Annotated in this window: 14 protein-coding genes; 10 read left to right on the top strand and 4 right to left on the bottom strand. The window is 73.3% G+C overall.

Annotated features, from left to right (window positions below; translation table 11 throughout):
* Positions 1 to 14: 14 nt before the first annotated feature.
* Together ABZ887_RS23595 and ABZ887_RS23590 are read right to left on the bottom strand one after the other, a co-directional pair.
* Positions 15 to 953, bottom strand: a complete 939-nt coding sequence (locus tag ABZ887_RS23595; RefSeq protein ID WP_361292526.1) for a 3-carboxyethylcatechol 2,3-dioxygenase — start codon at positions 951 to 953, stop codon at positions 15 to 17.
* Positions 950 to 1,933 carry a zinc-binding dehydrogenase gene (locus ABZ887_RS23590; RefSeq protein ID WP_361292524.1) on the bottom strand — a complete coding sequence of 328 codons (984 nt, stop codon included), beginning with the start codon at positions 1,931 to 1,933 and terminating at the stop codon, positions 950 to 952. Before ABZ887_RS23590 ends, ABZ887_RS23595 begins: the two co-directional genes overlap by 4 nt.
* 101 nt (positions 1,934 to 2,034) lie before the next feature.
* On the opposite strand from ABZ887_RS23590, the gene ABZ887_RS23585 reads away from it, so the two are divergent.
* From ABZ887_RS23585 to ABZ887_RS23545, 9 genes are all read left to right on the top strand, one after another.
* Positions 2,035 to 3,387 carry an aromatic ring-hydroxylating dioxygenase subunit alpha gene (locus tag ABZ887_RS23585; protein ID WP_361292522.1) on the top strand — a complete coding sequence of 451 codons (1,353 nt, stop codon included), beginning with the start codon at positions 2,035 to 2,037 and terminating at the stop codon, positions 3,385 to 3,387.
* Positions 3,384 to 3,725, top strand: a complete 342-nt coding sequence (locus tag ABZ887_RS23580) for a non-heme iron oxygenase ferredoxin subunit (protein ID WP_361292520.1) — start codon at positions 3,384 to 3,386, stop codon at positions 3,723 to 3,725. The genes ABZ887_RS23585 and ABZ887_RS23580 overlap by 4 nt, the downstream gene beginning before the upstream one ends.
* The gene (locus ABZ887_RS23575; RefSeq protein WP_361292518.1) at positions 3,722 to 4,924 is read left to right on the top strand and encodes an FAD-dependent oxidoreductase; all 1,203 of its coding nucleotides are present in this window, start codon (positions 3,722 to 3,724) and stop codon (positions 4,922 to 4,924) included. Before ABZ887_RS23580 ends, ABZ887_RS23575 begins: the two co-directional genes overlap by 4 nt.
* 4 nt (positions 4,925 to 4,928) lie before the next feature.
* Complete coding sequence (locus tag ABZ887_RS23570) at positions 4,929 to 5,480, top strand: 3-phenylpropionate/cinnamic acid dioxygenase subunit beta (protein WP_361292516.1); 552 nt, start codon at positions 4,929 to 4,931, stop codon at positions 5,478 to 5,480.
* Positions 5,481 to 5,497: 17 nt separating this feature from the next.
* Entirely contained in the window at positions 5,498 to 6,346 is an 849-nt protein-coding gene (locus tag ABZ887_RS23565) for an alpha/beta fold hydrolase (RefSeq protein ID WP_361292514.1), read from the top strand.
* The gene (gene hcaB / locus ABZ887_RS23560; protein WP_361292512.1) at positions 6,346 to 7,167 is read left to right on the top strand and encodes a 3-(cis-5,6-dihydroxycyclohexa-1,3-dien-1-yl)propanoate dehydrogenase; all 822 of its coding nucleotides are present in this window, start codon (positions 6,346 to 6,348) and stop codon (positions 7,165 to 7,167) included. Before ABZ887_RS23565 ends, hcaB begins: the two co-directional genes overlap by 1 nt.
* Positions 7,168 to 7,305: 138 nt before the next feature.
* The gene (locus ABZ887_RS23555; RefSeq protein ID WP_361292510.1) at positions 7,306 to 8,898 is read left to right on the top strand and encodes a long-chain-fatty-acid--CoA ligase; all 1,593 of its coding nucleotides are present in this window, start codon (positions 7,306 to 7,308) and stop codon (positions 8,896 to 8,898) included.
* A 1-nt stretch (position 8,899) separates the two neighbouring features.
* On the top strand, positions 8,900 to 9,361 hold the full coding sequence (locus tag ABZ887_RS23550) for a hypothetical protein (RefSeq protein ID WP_361292508.1): 462 nt from the start codon (positions 8,900 to 8,902) through the stop codon (positions 9,359 to 9,361).
* A gap of 132 nt (positions 9,362 to 9,493) precedes the next feature.
* Positions 9,494 to 10,519, top strand: coding sequence for an alcohol dehydrogenase (locus ABZ887_RS23545; protein ID WP_361292506.1), 1,026 nt, complete (start codon positions 9,494 to 9,496; stop codon positions 10,517 to 10,519).
* 31 nt (positions 10,520 to 10,550) lie between these two features.
* Here the strand turns inward: ABZ887_RS23545 and ABZ887_RS23540 are convergent, their stop codons facing one another.
* Both ABZ887_RS23540 and ABZ887_RS23535 read right to left on the bottom strand, forming a co-directional pair.
* Positions 10,551 to 11,495, bottom strand: coding sequence for a polyprenyl synthetase family protein (locus tag ABZ887_RS23540; protein WP_361292504.1), 945 nt, complete (start codon positions 11,493 to 11,495; stop codon positions 10,551 to 10,553).
* Positions 11,496 to 11,612: 117 nt separating this feature from the next.
* A complete protein-coding gene (locus tag ABZ887_RS23535) occupies positions 11,613 to 13,280 on the bottom strand; it encodes a SpoIIE family protein phosphatase (protein ID WP_361292502.1) in 1,668 nt (555 codons plus the stop codon).
* 469 nt (positions 13,281 to 13,749) lie between these two features.
* Between ABZ887_RS23535 and ABZ887_RS23530 the strand changes: the two genes are divergently transcribed.
* Complete coding sequence (locus tag ABZ887_RS23530; protein WP_361292670.1) at positions 13,750 to 17,913, top strand: bifunctional nitrate reductase/sulfite reductase flavoprotein subunit alpha; 4,164 nt, start codon at positions 13,750 to 13,752, stop codon at positions 17,911 to 17,913.
* The last annotated feature ends 16 nt before the right edge of the window (positions 17,914 to 17,929 follow it).

The raw sequence follows: 17,929 nt of genomic DNA, 5'->3' as shown, positions 1-17,929 counted from the left end.
GCCGCGCCCGCGACTCACACGCTCTGTGCCGTGGCCACCGCGAAGCCCGCGATCCACTCCGGGATCGGCGCATAGAACCGTGAGGTCATCCGGTAGTCGCCGGTGGTGGCGGCGAGGGACGCGAAGGCGGCGATCCAGGTGCGGACCTCGTGGGCCGAGCCGCCGCCCTCGGCGCCCATCCACTCCACCGTCCAGGAGTCGACGTCCGCCAGCCGTCCGCTTTCGAACACGTCCAGGACCTGGTTGTCCCAGGCGGGGTTGATGGGGATCATCCGCGTCGAGCCGGCCGCGTAGTCCCGCCCCGCCTGTACCACCCGTTCCTCACCCCGCGCCCGCTGCTCGGGCGTCGGCGGGTGACCCTCGATCAGGGCATCGGCCACCCGGGGCGGGGCGCCGTCCAGGACCGGGACGGGCGGGTCGTGGGAGAGCCCGCCGGAGCCGAGGAACAGCACCCGGCGGTCCAGCAGGGCACAGGCCTGCCCCACGGCCGTACCCAGGGCCCGGATCCGGCTCACCGGGCCGAGTGGGGTCGCGACCCCGTTGACGAAGACCGGTACGACCGGCACCTGGTCGATCCCGCCGAACAGCACCTCCAGCGGCTGGACGAAGCCGTGGTCGACCGTCATCCGCGCCGACACGGTCAGGTCGATGCCACGGTCGAGGACGCCGCGCGCGATCGATCCGGCCGCCTCCGTGTCGACCGACAGCGGACCCGCCGCCGAACCGAAGTCACCGACCGCGTGGGCGGCGGTGGCCAGACAGAAGGGCGGCATCTCCTTGTAGAAGAAGCCGTTGTAGTGGTCGGGAGCGTAGAGGACGACGAGTTCGGGGTCGAAGGCGCGAACGAAGGACCTCGCGTGTCCGACCGCTTCCGCCACGGCGGCCAGAACCTCGGGCCCGGGGTCGTTCCTGCCGATCAAGGGGGAGTGGGAAAGCCCTACGGCGGTGTTCATGCGAGGCCTCCCTGGGGGCGGACGACGAGCTTGCCGGTCAGCCGCCCGTCGATCATGAGCTGGAACCCCTGGTGGATCTCGGCCAGGGGCAGGGTGCGGTCGATGACCGGACGCAGACCGGTGGCGTCCATCAGCTTCAGCAGGGCGACCAGTTCGGACCGGGTGCAGCCGGTCGAGCCGAGGATGCGCTGCTGGAGGTAGAAGACCCGGCCGAGGTCGGCGGGCGGGTTGGTGCCGCTGGTCGCCCCGGCGATCACGACCGTGCCGCCGGGGCGCAGCGACTTCAGCGAGTGCGACCAGGTCGCCTCGCCGACCGTCTCGACCACCACGTCCACCCGCTCGGGCAGCCGTTCCCCGGTCGCCACGGCCCGGCGCGCGCCCCAGGACTCGGCCCGCGCCCGCTTCTCCGCGCTGCGGCTGGTGGCGTAGACGACCGCCCCGGCGGCCACCGCGAGCTTGATCGCGGCCGAGGCCACCCCGCCCCCGGCGCCCTGCACCAGCACCCGGTCGCCCGCCCGGATCCCGGCCTGCGTGAAGAGCATCCGGTACGCGGTGCCCCAGGCGACCGGCAGACAGGCGGCCTCGTCGAAGGTGAGCCACTCCGGCTTGGGGATCAGATTGCGGGCGGGCACGGACAGGTACTCGGCGAAGGCGCCGTCGTGCCGCTCCGACAGCAGCGCCCGCCCCGGGTCCAGTGTCTCGTCGCCCAGACCGGCGTCCGCGTCGGCGATCACCGGGTGGACGAGGACCTCGTTGCCGTCCGCGTCGTACCCCGCCGCGTCACAGCCGAGGACGACCGGCAGCCGTTCGGGCGGATGGCCCACCCCGCGCAGGGTCCACAGGTCGTGCATGTTCAGCGACGACGACACCACACGGACGGTCGACCAGCCGGGGCGCGGCCCGGGCTCGGGAACGTCTCCGACGACGAGTCCGGCCAACGGGTCGGTCGCGCTCTGGGAGACGGCGGTTGCGGCAAGCATGGGAGCACGCTCTCCCGCCGCCCCGGGGCGCCGACAGCCCGCGTGCCGCCGTACGGAACGGCCGATGGCACCCGTCCGGGCCGCTGCTGTTCGCTGAGGCCATGACCTCGACGAACGAACCCAAGGGCGCTGCCACGGCGGCACCGCGCGGAGCGCTCAGGCGCCCCGCGGACCTGGCACGGAACATCGACGTCTCCGGGCTCGTCGACACCGAGGGCGGACTCCTGGACCGCGTGGTCTTCACCGACGAGGAGCTGTACCGGCAGGAGTTGCGCAGGGTCTACGCGCCGAGCTGGCTGTTCCTCGCGCACACCGACCAGTTCCACCGGCCCGGCGACTTCTTCACCACGTACATGGGCGAGGACCCGGTCATCGTCACCCTGGACCGCGACCGCCGGATCCGCGCCCACCTCAACTCCTGCCGCCACCGGGGCGCCCGCGTCTGCCGCGCCGACTCCGGCACCACCCGCAACTTCACCTGCACGTACCACGGCTGGTCCTACAACCTGGACGGCTCGTTGGTCAGCGTCCCCAACAAGAACGGCTATCCAGGCGGGTTCGAGCAACGCGACTGGGGCCTGGTCGAGGTCCCGCACGTGGAGACGTACCGCGGGCTGGTCTTCGGCACCTGGAACCCGGACCCGGTCCCGCTGCGCGAGTCGCTCGGGGACATGGCCTGGTACATGGACGCCATGCTCGACCACGACGACGAGGGCACGGTCGTCGTCGGCGGGGTCCACAAGTGGGTCCTGGAGGGCAACTGGAAGCTGGCGGCCGAGCAGTTCGCCACCGACTGGTACCACGTGAACATGAGCCACGCCTCCGCGCTCATGCTGCTTGCACCGGCCGGCCGCAAGCCCAAGGACGAGGTCGTGCACCGCACCGGCCGCCAGTACGCCGGCCCGAACGGCCACGGCGCCGGGTTCCCGGTCCACCCCAGGAACCGGTTCGACGCGCAGACCGTGCACCAGTGGACGGACTACGACGCCCTGCGCGAACGCCTCGGCGAGGCCCGCGTCGAGGGCCCGCTCACGAACGGGCACGCCACGGTCTTCCCCAACTTCTCCTACCTGCCCGTCAACGGCTCCGTCCGCGTCTGGCACCCCAAGGGCCCGGACCGGATGGAGGTCTGGGCCTGGACGATCGTCGACAAGTCCATGCCGGAGGAGGTCCGCGAGGCCCAACGCCTCTACAACCTGCGCACCTTCGGCCCCAGCGGCATCTTCGAGCAGGACGACGGCGAGAACTGGAGCGAGGTGCAGGCCATCTCGCACGGCTTCATCACCAACGGCGTCGCCCTCAACTACCAGATGGGGATCGGCTCGGAACGCGAGGACGGCCGCCACCCCGGCCGGACCAGCGAACTGTACAGCGACGCCGCCGGACGGGCCTTCTACGGCCGCTGGCGCGAGCTGATGAACACCCCCGCATGGCACGAGGAGAGCAAGGCATGAGCAACGGCAGCGGCATTCGAGTAGCAGCCCTGGCGGACATCCCCGAGGGCGAGGGCATCGCCATCGACAAGTCCGTCACCGGCACGGCCGACGACATCGCCCTGCTGCGCGACACCGACGACACCGTGTACGCCCTGGACGACACCTGCACCCACGAGGACGCCTCCCTGGCCGACGGCTGGGTCGAGGACGGCCACGTCGAATGCCCCCTGCACGCCAGCAGGTTCTGCCTGAAGAACGGCGAGGTCCAGGGGCTGCCCGCGACCAGGAACGCCTGCCCGCACCGGGTCGAGGTCCGCGACGGCGAGGTCTGGCTCTTCCCCGGGGAGGCGCCGTGAACGTGGTCGTCGTCGGCGGCGGCATCGCCGGCGTCAGCACCGCCGCCGCCCTGCGCTCCCAGGGCTTCGACGGCGGGCTCACCCTCGTCGACGCCGGTGAATTCCCCTACGACCGGCCGCCGTTGTCGAAGGACTACCTCGCCGGGAACAGGACCGCTCCGCAGCTCGCCCTCCAGCAGCCGTCCTGGTACGACGACCAGCGCGTCCGGCTGGTCAACCGCACCACGGTCACCGTGCTGCGCCCGGCCGAGGGCAAGCTCGAACTCTCCGACGGCACCCTGCTGCCCGCCGACCGGGTCGTCCTCGCCACCGGAGGCAGCGCGGCCCGCCCGCCGATCCCCGGCATCGACGGCGAGCGCGTGCACGTCCTGCGCACCGCCGAGGACGCCGACCGGCTGCGTCCGGCCCTCACGCCCGGCGCCCGCATCCTCGTCGTCGGCGCCGGTCTGATCGGCGCCGAGACCGCCTCGACCGCCGTACGCCTGGGCTGCGAGGTGGGCCTGGTCGACCCGTTGGCCATCCCGCTGTCCGCCGTGCTCGGCCCGGAACTCGCCACCTGGCTGCACGACCTGCACACCTGGCACGGCATCACCACCGTCCAGGCGGCCGTGGAGTCGTTCACGGATCGCGGCGACCACATCGAGGTCCGGCTGACCGGCAAGACCGGATCGCGGTCGTACGACGCCGTCGTCGTCGGCGTCGGCATGGTCCCGCACACCGGGCTCGCCGAGCAGGCGGGCCTCGACGTGGACCGGGGCATCCTGGTCGACGCCGGTCAGGTGACCTCGAACCCGGCCGTGCTCGCGGTCGGCGACCCGGCCCGGCCGCGCGGGCAGGCCCGTGCCGAGCACTGGGAGGCCGCCCGGCAGGATGCCGCCCGGGCCGCCGCCACCCTCCTCGGCACCCCGGCCCCCGCCCCGACGGCACCCTGGTTCTGGACGGACCGGCACGGCCGCCACATCGAGGCGGTCGGACACCTGGGCTCCGCCGCCGAGACCGTCGTACGCGGCTCCTTCGCCGAGGCGTCCTTTGCCGTCTTCGGCCTGCGCGACGGGCGGCTGGTGGCCGCTGCCGCCGTCGACGACTCCGCCGCCGTACGCGCCGCCCGCCGGATGATCGACCGCCGGACACCGGCCGACGCCGGACGGCTGGCGGACCCCGACGTGAGCCTGCGCGCCCTGCTGCGCCCGGAAAGGTGACCCCGTGACCTCCCTCGCCCGACGCGCCGACCGCGACACGCACTTCGAGGTCGAGCAGTTCTACTACGAGGAGGCCGCCCTCCTCGACGACGGCCGCTACACCGACTGGCTGGACCTGCTCGCCGACGACCTCGACTACTGGGTGCCCACCCGCACCAACCGGCTGCGCCGGCAGCAGACGCTGGCGGTGGCCGCGCGGGGCGAGGCCGCGTTCTTCGACGAGACCAAGGAGAGCCTGGCCTGGCGCATCCGCCGGTTCGACTCGGGCATGGCCTGGGCCGAGGACCCGCCGTCCCGCACCCGCCACCTGGTGACCAACGTGATGGTGCGGCACCACGACCCCGCCGAGAACCCGGAGTTCACGGCCGACGACCTGCAGGTGCGCTCCGCGTTCCTGGTCTACCGCAACCGCCTGGAACGCGAGGAGAACGTGTTCGCCGGCAGCCGCGCGGACGTGCTGCGCAGAGGCGGGGACGGCGGCCTGCGGGTGGCCCGGCGGACCGTCCTCCTCGACCACAACGTCCTGCTGGCGAAGAACATCTCGACCTTCTTCTGACTTCCGAGGGAACTGCCTTGACCGAACTCAAGCACCATCGAGTCCCCACCTCGCTCGGCGAGATCGCCGTCGCCGAGACCGGCGAGGGACCGGTCCTGGTGATGCTGCACGGCGGCGGCCCCGGCGCCTCCGGCGTCGGCAACTACCACCAGAACCTCGCCTCGTTGGCCCGGCACTTCCGGGTCGTCCTGCCCGACCAGCCCGGTTTCGGCGGCAGTTACCGCCCGACGGACGAGGACCTCGCCGAACGGTCGATCACCGAGATCACCGTCGACGCCCTCTTCCAGGCCCTCGACTCCCTCGGCGTCGACGGCTTCCACCTCCTCGGCAACAGCCTCGGCGGAGCGGCCGCGATCGCCATGGCCCAGCAACGCCCCGAGCGGGTCGCCCGGTTGGTGCTGATGGCACCCGGCGGCGGCTGGCTGCCCTCCGGGCCGACGCCCACCGAGGGACAGAAGGAGATGTTCCGCTACTACAACGGCGGCGGGCCCAGCGAGAAGAAGATGGCCGCGTTCATCCGCACCATGGTCTACGACCACAAGCAGTTCGGCGCGGACGTGGTGAAGGCCCGCTACGAGGCCTCCCTCGACGACAGCCACATCGCCTTCTACCACCGCTACAACGCGGCCTTCGCCCGGCGCGGCGGAATGGACCCGCTCTGGCGCGACCTGCACCGGATCAAGGCGCCCACGCTGCTGCTCTGGGGCCGCGACGACCGCACGATCACCCTGGACGGCGCGCAGCTGATGCTCCGCCAGATCCAGGACGTGCAGCTGCACGTGTTCGGCCGGTGCGGGCACTGGGTGCAGCTCGAACGCCGGCCGGAGTTCGAGGAGTTGGTCGTCGGCTTCCTCGGGGAGCGGTGATGGGCTGGCTGGACGGGTACGTCGCGCTCGTCACCGGCGGGGGAGCGGGCATCGGCCGCGCGGTCACCGAGCGGTTCGTGGCCGAGGGCGCCTCGGTCACCGTCTTCGGGCGGGACCAGGGCCAGTTGGACGAGGCCGTCGCCGTCGCCCCCGACCGGATCCACGCCGTCCCCGGCGACGTCCGTGACTCCGGGCGGCTGCACACCGCCGTCGCCGAGACCGTCGAACGCTTCGGCAAGCTCGACACCCTCGTCGCCAACGCCGGTGTCTGGGACTACCAGCGGCAGCTCACCCGGCTCGACGCCGCCGAACTCGACGCCGGCTTCGACGAGATCTTCGCCGTCAACGTCAAGGGCTGTCTGCTGGCGGCCGAGGCGGCCTGGCGGGAGCTGGTGAAGAGCCGCGGCAGCATCGTCATGACCCTCTCCAACGCCTCCTTCCACGTCAACGGCGGCGGCCCCCTCTACACCGCCAGCAAACACGCCTGCCTGGGCCTCATGCGCGAACTCGCCTACGAGCTCGCGCCCAAGGTCCGTGTCAACGGCGTCGCCTGCGGCGGCATGAACACCGACCTGCGCGGCCCCGAGGCGCTGGCGCTCGGCGACCGCTCGATCTCCGCGTCCTTCGCGAAGAAGAACCCGGACGCCCCGGCGCTCGTGCCGCTGCACGACTCCAGTACAGACCCGCGCGACTTCACCGGACCGTACGTGCTGCTCGCCGCCCGGGAGCAGAGCGGCCCGATCACCGGGCACGCGATCTCCGCCGACGGCGGCATCGGCGTCCGCGGCTTCGCGCACGCGGCCGGCGGCGACCACCTCTGACGACCCTGATCACCCCGACGCCCTCGACGGCCCCGACGCCCTCGATGGCTCCGACGCCCTCGATGGCTCCGACGCCCTCGACGACCCCGACGACCCCGCCCCCGGCCTTCCATGACCACTCGACGAGGAGTGCTGACTGTGCCCAGCCCCCACCCCCGCAACTCCGGACTCCGGGTCGACCTCAACCCGGCCGCGGCGGTGGCCCGCCACGCCCGCCACCAGGCCGACGAGGTGGTCGTCCGCTACCCGGGCGGCGACCTCACCTACGCCGAACTCGACGCCAGGGCGGCCCGGTTGGCAAGCGTCCTGGCGGGCGGCGGTGTCGTCGACGGCACCCGTGTCGCCTATCTCGGCCTGAACAGCCCGGCGTTCCTCGTCACCATGCTCGCCGCGTTCCGGCTGGGTGCCGTGTTCGTCCCGGTCAACTTCCGGCTCGCCGAGCCCGAGCTGGAGCGGATCCTGGCGGACAGCGGCGCCGAGGTGATCGTCTGCGAGGAGGGCCATCGCCTTCCGGTCGAAGCCGTGCGCGCGGCCACCGCGCTGCGGCGCCTCCTGCTGGTGGACGACGACCCCGAGATGCCGGCCGCCGACCGCGCCGTCGGCTGGGAGCCGTGGTCACCGCTGATCGCGGCAGCGCCGCCGACGACCGTCCTCACCCCGAAGTACGCCGACGACCCGGCGATCCTCATGTTCACCTCCGGCACCACCGGCACGCCCAAGGGAGTCGTGCTCACCCACGGCAACGCCTGGTGGAACTCCGTCAACGTCGACCTGCGCCTGGACACGCGCCGCGGTGACGTCACCTACGCGGCCGCCCCGCTCTTCCACATCGGCGCCCTCAACAGCTTCGCCCTGCGCACCCTCGTACGCGGCGGCACGGTCGTCGTACGCCGTTCCTTCGACCCGCAGACGTGCCTCGACGACCTGGTCGCCCACCGGGTCAACTCCATGTTCGGCGTCCCGCAGATGTTCGCCGCGCTGGCCCGCGTCCCGGGCTTCTTCCAGCAGGATCTGGGCGCTCTGCGCGCGGTGGTGGTCGCGGGCGCACCGGTGCCGCCGTCCCTGGTGGAGCTCTACGCGGGGCGCGAGGTGCTGCTGCAGCAGGCGTGGGGCCTGACCGAGACCGCGCCGTTCGCCACCCACCTGCCCGCCGAGCGCACCCTGGAGAAGCTGGGGTCGGCGGGGATCGCCATGCCCTACACGGAGGTCCGGGTCGTGGACGCCGTCAGCAACGAGCCGGTGAAGGCGGGGGAGCCCGGTGAGGTCGTGGTGCGCGGCCCCAACGTCACCGCGGGCTACTGGAACAACCCGCGGGCCACGGCCGCCGCGTTCGACGCGGAGGGCTGGTTCCACTCCGGGGACATCGGCTATCTCGACGAGGACGGCTGCCTCTTCATCGTCGACCGCCTCAAGGACATGATCATCAGTGGCGGGGAGAACGTCTACCCGGCCGAGGTGGAGCGGGTCCTGGCGGCCATGCCGGGCGTGGTGGACGTCGCCGTGGTCGGGGTGGCCGACGAACAGTGGGGCGAGGCCGTCGCGGCGGTGGTCACCGTCACCGACGGCACCGGCATCGACCTGGCGGACATCCGCGCGTACGCGGCCGGCCGGCTGGCCCGCTACAAACTCCCGCGGCGGCTCACCCTCGTGCCGGCGGTGCCGAGGAACGCCTCCGGGAAGCTGGACAAGGCCGTCATCCGGCGGCTGGCGACCGCGGCCGAGGAGGGCTGACATGATCACGGTGCCCGCGGTCCCGGTGGACCTCGCCCCGGACCCCGCCTGGCAGACCGAGCCGATCGCCGGCAGCCGCACAGCGGCCGGCTTCCGCCTGCGCCGGGACGGGGTGACGGTGGACGTACGCCTGGAACGGTGTGCCGCGGGACGGCTGCGGGACGCGTATCCCGCCGGCGTCCACGACCTGGAGCTGCGGGTGGCCGCCGGATGCCCGGACCATCTCCTCCCGGCGCTGCTGCGGAGTCTCACGGCGGCGGTCCGGGACGCCGATCCGCACTGCCGTCGGGTCGTCCTCGCGGTACCCGTCGCCGACCGGGGCGGGATCACGGCCGCCGGGTCGGCCGGTTACCGGTACACCGTGGACGTCGACCTCGGGCAGGAGGAACTGGCCCTGCTGGTGGCGGAACCCGACTGGGTCACCGCCACCGACATCGACCTGGACCGCGTCCCGGGCGCCTGACAGCGGGGCACACCACATGACCGCAGCGACCCGGTGCCGCCGGGGGCTCGACGCGCGCGATCGGCCCGGAGCTGGTGTGCTGGACGTGGGGGCTTCGGACCGTACCCGTCGTACCCGTTACGGGAGAGACGCATGAGTAGCTACCGAGTCGCGCAGGTGTCCGCCCTGGGCGGGCCGTTCGAGATCGTCGAGCGGGAGGTGCCGAGGCCCGGCCCGCGCCAGGTGCGGATCGCCGTGGAGGCCTGCGGCATCTGCCACAGCGACACGTTCTTCGTCACCGCCGCCCTGCCGGGCATCACGTTCCCGGTGGTACCCGGCCACGAGATCGCCGGACGGATCGAGGAGCTCGGCGAGGGCATCGAGGACTGGGGCTGGCAGATCGGCGACCGGGTGGCGGTCGGCTGGTTCGGCGGCAGCTGCGGCCACTGCAAGCCCTGCCGCCAGGGCGACTTCATCGTCTGCGAGAACATGAAGACGCCCGGCTGGCGCTACGACGGCGGCTTCGGCGAGCAGGTGATCGCACCGGTCGACGCCCTGGCCCGCATCCCCGACGGGCTGACCTCGGCCGACGCGGCCCCGATGGGCTGCGCGGGCGTGACCACCTTCAACGGCCTGCGGCGCAGCCCGGCCGAGCCCGGCGACCTGGTCGCCGTCGTCGGTCTCGGCGGTCTCGGCCACCTCGGGGTGAAGTACGCGGTGGCCATGGGCTTCGAGACGGTGGCCGTCGCCCGCGGCGCCGAGAAGGCCGACTTCGCCAAGCAGCTCGGCGCCCACCACTACGTCGACTCCACGTCCGCGACCCCGGTCGCGGAGGCCCTCCAGTCGCTCGGCGGGGCCAAGGCCGTGCTCGCCACCGCGGGCAACTCCCAGGCGATCTCGGCCGCCATGGACGGGCTGGGCCCCCGCGGCGAGCTGGTGGTGATCGGCATCGACCCCGAGCCGCTCGGGATCAGCCCGTTCCAGCTGGTCGGGACCGCGCGCGTGGTCCGCGGCCACCCGTCCGGCACCGCGCAGGACGTGCAGGACACCATGGAGTTCAGCGCCCTGCACGGGATCCGCCCGACGATCGAGACCGTACCCCTGGAGCAGGCGGACGAGGCCTACCAGAAGATGCTCACCGGGGCCGCGCGCTTCCGGATGGTCCTCACCTACGACTGAGCTACGACTCCCCGGCCCTTTGGCCGGGTCCTCACCGGGCGCCGCCCGTGTGCCACGGCCCGGGTGCCAGCGCGTCGGCCGTCCGGTACAGCGCGGCCCGGTGCGGGCCCTGCGGCAGCGGGTCCAGCTCCCGGCGGGCCCGTTCCGCATACGTGCGTGCCAGCCGCCTGGACTCCTCCAGCGCGCCCGTCTCCACCAGCAGCCGCCCCACCTTCTCCGGATCCTTCGAGACCGGCCCGGCCAGCAGCAGGGGCAGGCTGGGCCGGTCGTTGCGCAGATCGCTGTCGGCGGGCTTGCCCTCCCGCCCGGCCTCCGGCCCGTACGGCAGCAGGTCGTCGCGGATCTGGAACGCCACCCCGAGCGCCTCGCCGTACCCGGCCAGCGCCCGTGCCTGTCCCGGCGAGCCGCCGCCCAGCACCGCACCCGCCTCGCAGCACGCGCTCAGCAGCGCCCCGGTCTTCAGCCGGACCATCTCCAGATACCCGCCGATCGCGTCCGGTGCCCGGACCGGGTCCAGTTCCCGGGCCACCCCCTGCGCCATCCGCCGGCCGGCCCGCGCCAGCGTGCCCACGGCCCGGGTCACGGCCGCGTCCGGCACCCCGCGCCGACCGCACTCCACCACCTGCTCGAACAGCGCGAACATCAGCGCGTCACCGCCCAGGACGGCCGCGCCGGACCCGAACCTGGCGTGCCCCGACGGCTTGCCGCGGCGCAGCTGGTCGTCGTCGAGGATGTCGTCGTGCAACAGGCTCGCCACATGCACCAGTTCCACCCCGACCGCCGCGGGCATCACCCGCTCGTACGACCCGCCCACGGCCGCCGCCGACTCCAGCAGCAGCACCGGCCGCAGCAGCTTGCCCGGCGGGTGCAGCGCCCAGCGGTGCACCTCCGTGAGCGGATCCCCGGCGGCCCGGGACAACCAGACCCGCAGTGCCTGCTCCACGGCCGCCGCCGCGCCGTTCTCCTCGTACCGCATCCCCGGTCCTGTCCTCACTGCTGATCGTTTTCCTGGCGGTGAACGAGCCCCGCCTCGGCGGTGTCACCCGGCGGCCGGTGGCGCGGCGGGCACGCGCCCCGGTGCACGGACGTGCGCTCAGCTGCGCACGGCGCGGGCCGCGAGCAGCGCGATGTCGTCCTCGGAACCGGTGGCGAGGCGCGCGAGGACCGTGTCGAGGATCTTGTCGAGGGGGTCGGTGGGGCAGAGCGACAGTCCCGTGAGCCGTGCCAGGCCGCAGTCGATGTCCTCGCCGCGCCGCTCCACCAGCCCGTCCGTGTACAGCAGCAGCACACCGCCGCGTTCCGGGGTGACGCGCTGCTCGTACCGGCCGAGCCCGCTGCCCAGCGGCGGGCCGACCGGCACCGGGACCAGCTGTATGTCGCCCTGCGGGGTGAGCCAGACCGGCGGCAGATGGCCGGCGCTGGCGTAGGTGAGCGTGGCGACGTCCGAGTCGCCGAGCGCGAGGAAACAGGTGGCCACCCGCTCGAAGCCGGAGTCGGCGACCATCCGGTCCGCGTGCTGGAGGATCCGGCGCGGCGAGAGCCCCGCGAGGGCCAGCGCGCGCAGCGTCGAACGGTAGTGGCTCATCGCCACCGCCGCGTCCACACCGTGACCCATCACGTCCCCGATGACCAGCATCGTGCGGCCGTCGGGCAGCGCCAGGACGTCGTACCAGTCGCCGCCGATCATCGAGCCGTCGTCGGCGGGGCGGTAGCGGGCGGTGGTCTCCACACCGGCGTGCTGCTGCAGCTGGCCGGGCTCGGCCAGCAGGGCCCGCTGCAGTTCCAGGGCCATGGTGTGCTCGCGTTCGAAGCGGACCGCGCGGTCCAGGGCGCGGGCGGCGCGGGCGGCGAGTTCGCGGGCGACCGTGGCGTCCTCGTTCGAGAACGTCCCGGAGTCCCCGGCCCGGGCCAGCATCAGGATGCCGAGCACCCGGCCGTCCGAGACCAGGGGGGCGAGGAGCACCGAGTGCACCCGGGCGGTCAGACACGCCCGGGCCGGCGGCCAGCGGGGGATCAACGACCGCCACTGCGCCGCGGTGATCGCGTCGCGCCGCCAGATCCGGCCCGCCGCCAGGTTCCGCCGGGTCCCGGTGCCCCGCGGCCAGCCGACCAGCTCACCGCGCGCGTCGAGGGCCGCGAGGCCGGTCACGAGCCCCGGCCGGGTGGCGTACGCCGCGAGCCGGGTCGGCGCCCGCCGCGCCGACGCCGTGTCCGGCGGGCTGAGCTCCACCCCGGCCGCGTCCGCCAGCTCCGGTACGACGAACTCCGCCAGCTCCCGGCAGGTCCCGGCGACATCGGTGCCGGTGCCGATCCGGGACGCGGCCGAGTCCAGCAGCGCGAGGCGCCGGTGGGCCCGCTCCAGCTCGTACACGTACTGCTGCGGCTCACTGATCTCCAGGCCCACCGCGGCGACGCCCACGACCTTGCCCGTACTGTCCACGAGCCGGTGGTACACGCACCGCCACTCCCGGACCTGGTACGGCGAGTCCACCCAGGTGCGGCCGGTCACGATGGCCTCGCGCGGCCGTCCGTCGTGGATGACGTCCAGCAGCACCTGGTCGGGCCGCTGGATGTGCGGGAGCACCTCGTGCTGGGTGCGGCCGAGGTACGCGGCGGCGGGCAGGCCCGTCATCCGGGCCATGTGCGGATTGACGTAGACGTAGCGCAGACGGGTGTCGAGGACCGCGAAACCGACGGCCGCGCCCTCGACGATGCCGCGCAGCATGTCGAGGTAGCCGATGTCGGTGGGGGGCGCGCCCACTGCCGCCGGTGCCGCTCCCCGTTGCGCCGCCTGTGCCTGTGCCGCAGAGGGTGTCGGTGTGCCTCGGGCGACCGGTGGAGCCGGTGCGGCCGGGGGCCCCGGAGCGGGCGGCGGAGCCGGGGTGGCCGGTCGTCGTGAGGAGGTGTCCCTGTCCACCCGGTCCTCCTCGCCTGCCCCTCCCTCGGCCGCCCTCATCGTGCAACAGGTCCCGGCACGGCGCATCCCGGGACCGGGCAGGCTGCCGTACGGGGTGTCGCGGGGCCGGTCCGGGCGGCCGCGCGTGGCCTTCGCCAGGCATCCTGGGACCGTACCGGCCGGTGTCCCGGACGCCTCCGCTCACATCGCCCGGAGCGGGTCTGTGCGGCGGCCTTAACCCCCGTTGATCGGGAGCGGTGACGCCGGCGTAATCAGACGTACATACCGTCGGTGTCGAATGGAAGAGGCTGACCAGCAGGAACAGGGGGCGCCCGTGGCCGCGCCGGACTCGCGCAGCACCGACACCGGCAGGGTGCGGACCGTCTGCTCGTACTGCGGGGTCGGCTGCGGCATGGTCCTGGACATCGGCAGGGGCCCGGACGGCCGTCGTACCGTCCTGAAGGCCTCCGGCGACAAGGAGCACCCGGCGAACTTCGGCAGGCTGTGCACGAAGGGCGCCACCACCGCCGACATGCTCGCCGCGCCCGGCCGGCTGACCACCGCCCTGCTGCGGCCCGAGCGGGGCGAGGAAGCGGTGCCGTCGGCCGTGGACGCGGCGGTCGCCGAGACCGCGCGGCGGCTGCGCGCGATCGTCGACCAGCACGGCCCGGACGCGGTCGCCCTCTACGTCTCCGGCCAGATGAGCCTGGAGGCCCAGTACCTCGCGAACAAGCTCACCAAGGGCTACCTGCGCACCAACAACATCGAGTCGAACTCCCGGCTGTGCATGGCGAGCGCCGGCACCGGCTACAAGCTGTCGCTCGGCGCCGACGGCCCGCCCGGCTCGTACGAGGACCTCGACAAGGCGGACGTCTTCCTGGTCATCGGCGCCAACATGGCCGACTGCCACCCGATCCTCTTCCTGCGCCTGATGGACCGGGTCAAGGCGGGCGCCAAGCTGATCGTCGTCGACCCGCGCCGCACCGCCACCGCCGCGAAGGCCGACCTGTTCCTCCAGGTCAAACCCGGTACCGACCTCGCCCTCCTCAACGGCCTGCTCCACCTCCTGCACGAGAACGGGCACACCGACCCCGACTTCGTCGCCGCGAACACCGAGGGCTGGGAGGCGATGCCGGAGTTCCTCGCCGACTACCCGCCCGCAGCCGTCGCCGAGATCACCGGGATCCCCGAGGCCGACCTGCGCGAGGCGGCCCGGCTGATCGGCGAGGCGGGGGAGTGGACCAGCTGCTGGACCATGGGCCTCAACCAGTCCACGCACGGCACCTGGAACACCAACGCGCTGGTCAACCTGCACCTGGCGACCGGAAAGATCTGCCGCCCGGGCAGCGGCCCGCTCTCCCTCACCGGCCAGCCCAACGCCATGGGCGGCCGGGAGATGGGCTACATGGGACCGGGCCTGCCCGGCCAGCGGTCGGTCCTTGTCGACGCCGACCGCGCCTTCGTCGAGGAGCGGTGGGAACTGGAACCCGGCACGATCCGCGCCGACGGCGTCGGCAAGGGCACGGTCGAGATGTTCCAGAAGATGGCCGACTGCGAGATCAGGGCCTGCTGGATCATCTGCACCAACCCGGTCGCCTCCGTCGCCAACCGCCGGACCGTCATCGAGGGCCTGGAGGCCGCCGAGTTCGTCGTCACCCAGGACGTCTTCACCGACACCGAGACCAACGCCTACGCCGACGTCGTCCTGCCCGCCGCCCTGTGGACCGAGACCGAGGGCGTCCTCATCAACAGCGAGCGCAACCTCACCCTCGCCCGCCCCGCCGCCGACCCGCCCGGCGAGGCCACCGCCGACTGGCGGCTGATCGCCGGCGTCGCCCGCGCGATGGGCTTCGAGGACGGCTTCTCCTACGACAGCGCGGAGGAGATCTTCGAGGAGATCAAGCGCTTCCACAACCCGCAGACCGGCTACGACCTGCGGGGCGTGACCTACGACCGGCTGCGCACCACGCCCGTCCAGTGGCCGGCCGCCACCGCCGACGGCCCCGACCGCAACCCCGTCCGGTACGTCGGCGCCGACGGTTCCCTCACCTTCGCCACCGCCTCCGGACGCGCCGTCTTCCACGCCCGGCCGCACGTGGACCCCGCCGAGATGCCGGACGACGACTACCCGTTCGTCCTGAACACCGGCCGTCTCCAGCACCAGTGGCACACCCTGACCAAGACCGCGAAGGTCGCCAAGCTGAACAAGCTCAACCCCGGCCCCTTCGTCGAGGTCCACCCCGAGGACGCGGCCGCGCTCGGGATCGCCGACGGCGACTCCGTGGAGGTCGCCTCCCGGCGCGGCCGGGCGGTGCTGCCGGCGGTCGTCACGGACCGGGTGCTGCCGGGGTCCTGCTTCGCGCCGTTCCACTGGAACGACCTGTTCGGCGAGTACCTCAGTGTCAACGCGGTGACCAGCGACGCGGTCGACCCGCTGTCCTTCCAGCCCGAGCTGAAGGTGTGCGCGGTGTCGCTGACCAGGGTGGCCACACCGGTGAGCGTGCGGGTGCCGGGGGCCGAGCGGACCCCGGCCGCCGCGTCCGTCGTACCCGCTGCCGACACCGTCGTACCCGCTGCCACCTCCGTCGTACCCGCCGGCGTCGCGCCCACGGCCGTGCTGCCCTCCGCGGCCGCCGTGTTCGGCCTCGACCCGGCGCCCCCGCCGGTCCTGACCGACCGCGAACGGCAGTACCTGGTCGGCTTCCTCGCCGGTATCCCGGTCGGCGCCCCGGGCGTCCCCGTGCTGCCGCCGGACGCGCCCTTCAGCCCCGAGCACGCCCTGTGGGTCAACGGCACCCTCGCCGGCATGTACTCCCGTACCTCCGCCGCCCCGGTCACCGCGTCGGCGATGCCGACCCGGCAGGTGGTCGTCCTCTGGGCCTCGCAGACCGGCAACGCCGAGGACTTCGCCGTCACCACCGCCGAGCGCCTCACCGCGGGCGGCCACGCGGCGTCCCTCGTCGCCATGGACGAGGCCGACCCGGCGGCCCTGCCCACGGGCGCCGACCTGCTCCTGATCACCAGCACCTTCGGCGACGGCGACGCCCCCGACAACGGCGCCGGTTTCTGGGACGGGCTGGCCGCCCTCGACGCCGGGCGCCTAGAAGGCCGCAGGTACGCCGTGCTCGCCTTCGGCGACTCCAGCTACGACGACTTCTGCGGACACGGGCGGCGCCTGGACAGCCGGCTGGACGAACTCGGCGCAGTCCGGCTCGCGCCGCGCACCGACTGCGAACCGGACTACGAGCCCCGGGCGGAGGCCTGGCTCGACCAGGTGCTCACCGCTCTCAAGGACGGAAAGGACGGAAAGGACGGAAAGGGCGGATCCGTGGCCACCCCCACGCCGGCGCCCGCCCCCGCCCCCGCCCCGTCCCGGCGTCCCGCCCCCGTCACCGCCCGGCTCGTCGGCAACCAGCTGCTCAGCCTGCCCGGCGCGGGCAAGGAGGTCCGCCGCTTCACCTTCGACAGCCGCGACAGCGAGACCCCGCTGGTCTACGAGGCGGGCGACGCGCTCGGCGTCCGTCCTCTCAACTCCCGCGACCTGGTGGCGGAGTGGCTGACCGTCACCGGTCTCGACGCCACAACCGGGGTGGAGATCGGCGGAGTCGGTGAAGTCCCCCTCGCCGAGGCCCTCTCCCGTCATCTGGACATCACCCGCGTCACCCCGGACCTGCTCCGCTTCGCCTCCGAACGCACCCGCGACCCGCGTGAGTTGCGGAAACTGCTGCGCCCCGACAACAAGGACGAGCTGGCCAAGTGGTCCTGGGGCCGGCAGGCGGTCGACGTCGTCGCCGAGTTCGGGATCCGCGCCGACGCCGGCGCGTGGGCGGGCGTCCTCGGCAGGCTGCAGCCGCGCCTCTACTCGATCTCGTCCAGTCCGCTCACCGACCCCCACCAGGTCTCACTCACCGTCTCCGTCGTCCGCTACGAGAACCTGCGCGGTCTGCCCCGGCAGGGTGTCTGCTCGCCGTTCCTCGCCGACGCCGAACCCGGCACCCCGGTCCCGGTGCACGTCCAGCGCTCCCCGCACTTCCGCCCGCCCGCCGACCCGGCGACCCCCATGGTCATGGTCGGCCCCGGCACCGGCGTCGCGCCGTTCGTCGGCTTCCTGCAGGAGCGCCGCGCCCGCGGCCACCGCGCCCCCAACTGGCTGTTCTTCGGCGAACAGCACCGGGCCACCGACTTCTACTACGAGGAGGAGCTCGCCGCCCTGCTCGCCGAGGGCACCCTGAGCCGCCTCGACACCGCCTTCTCCCGCGACCAACGCGCCAAGGTCTACGTCCAGGACCGGATGCGCGAACACGGCCCGCTGCTGTGGTCCTGGCTCCAGGACGGCGCCCACTTCTACGTCTGCGGCGACGCCTCCCGGATGGCCAAGGACGTCGACCGGGCCCTGAAGGACATCGCCACCGTGCACGGCGGACTGACCGGGGACGAGGCGACGGTGTACGTCAAGCAGCTGGCCGCGGACCGGCGTTACGTCCGGGACGTCTACTGAGCGCCTGCCGAGCGCC

It is taken from the genome of Streptomyces sp. NPDC047061 (genome assembly GCF_040643955.1).
Taxonomy (GTDB): Bacteria; Actinomycetota; Actinomycetes; order Streptomycetales; family Streptomycetaceae; genus Streptomyces.
Note: the sequence above shows the minus strand (reverse complement) of the source record. Positions and strands in the feature narration are given on the sequence as shown.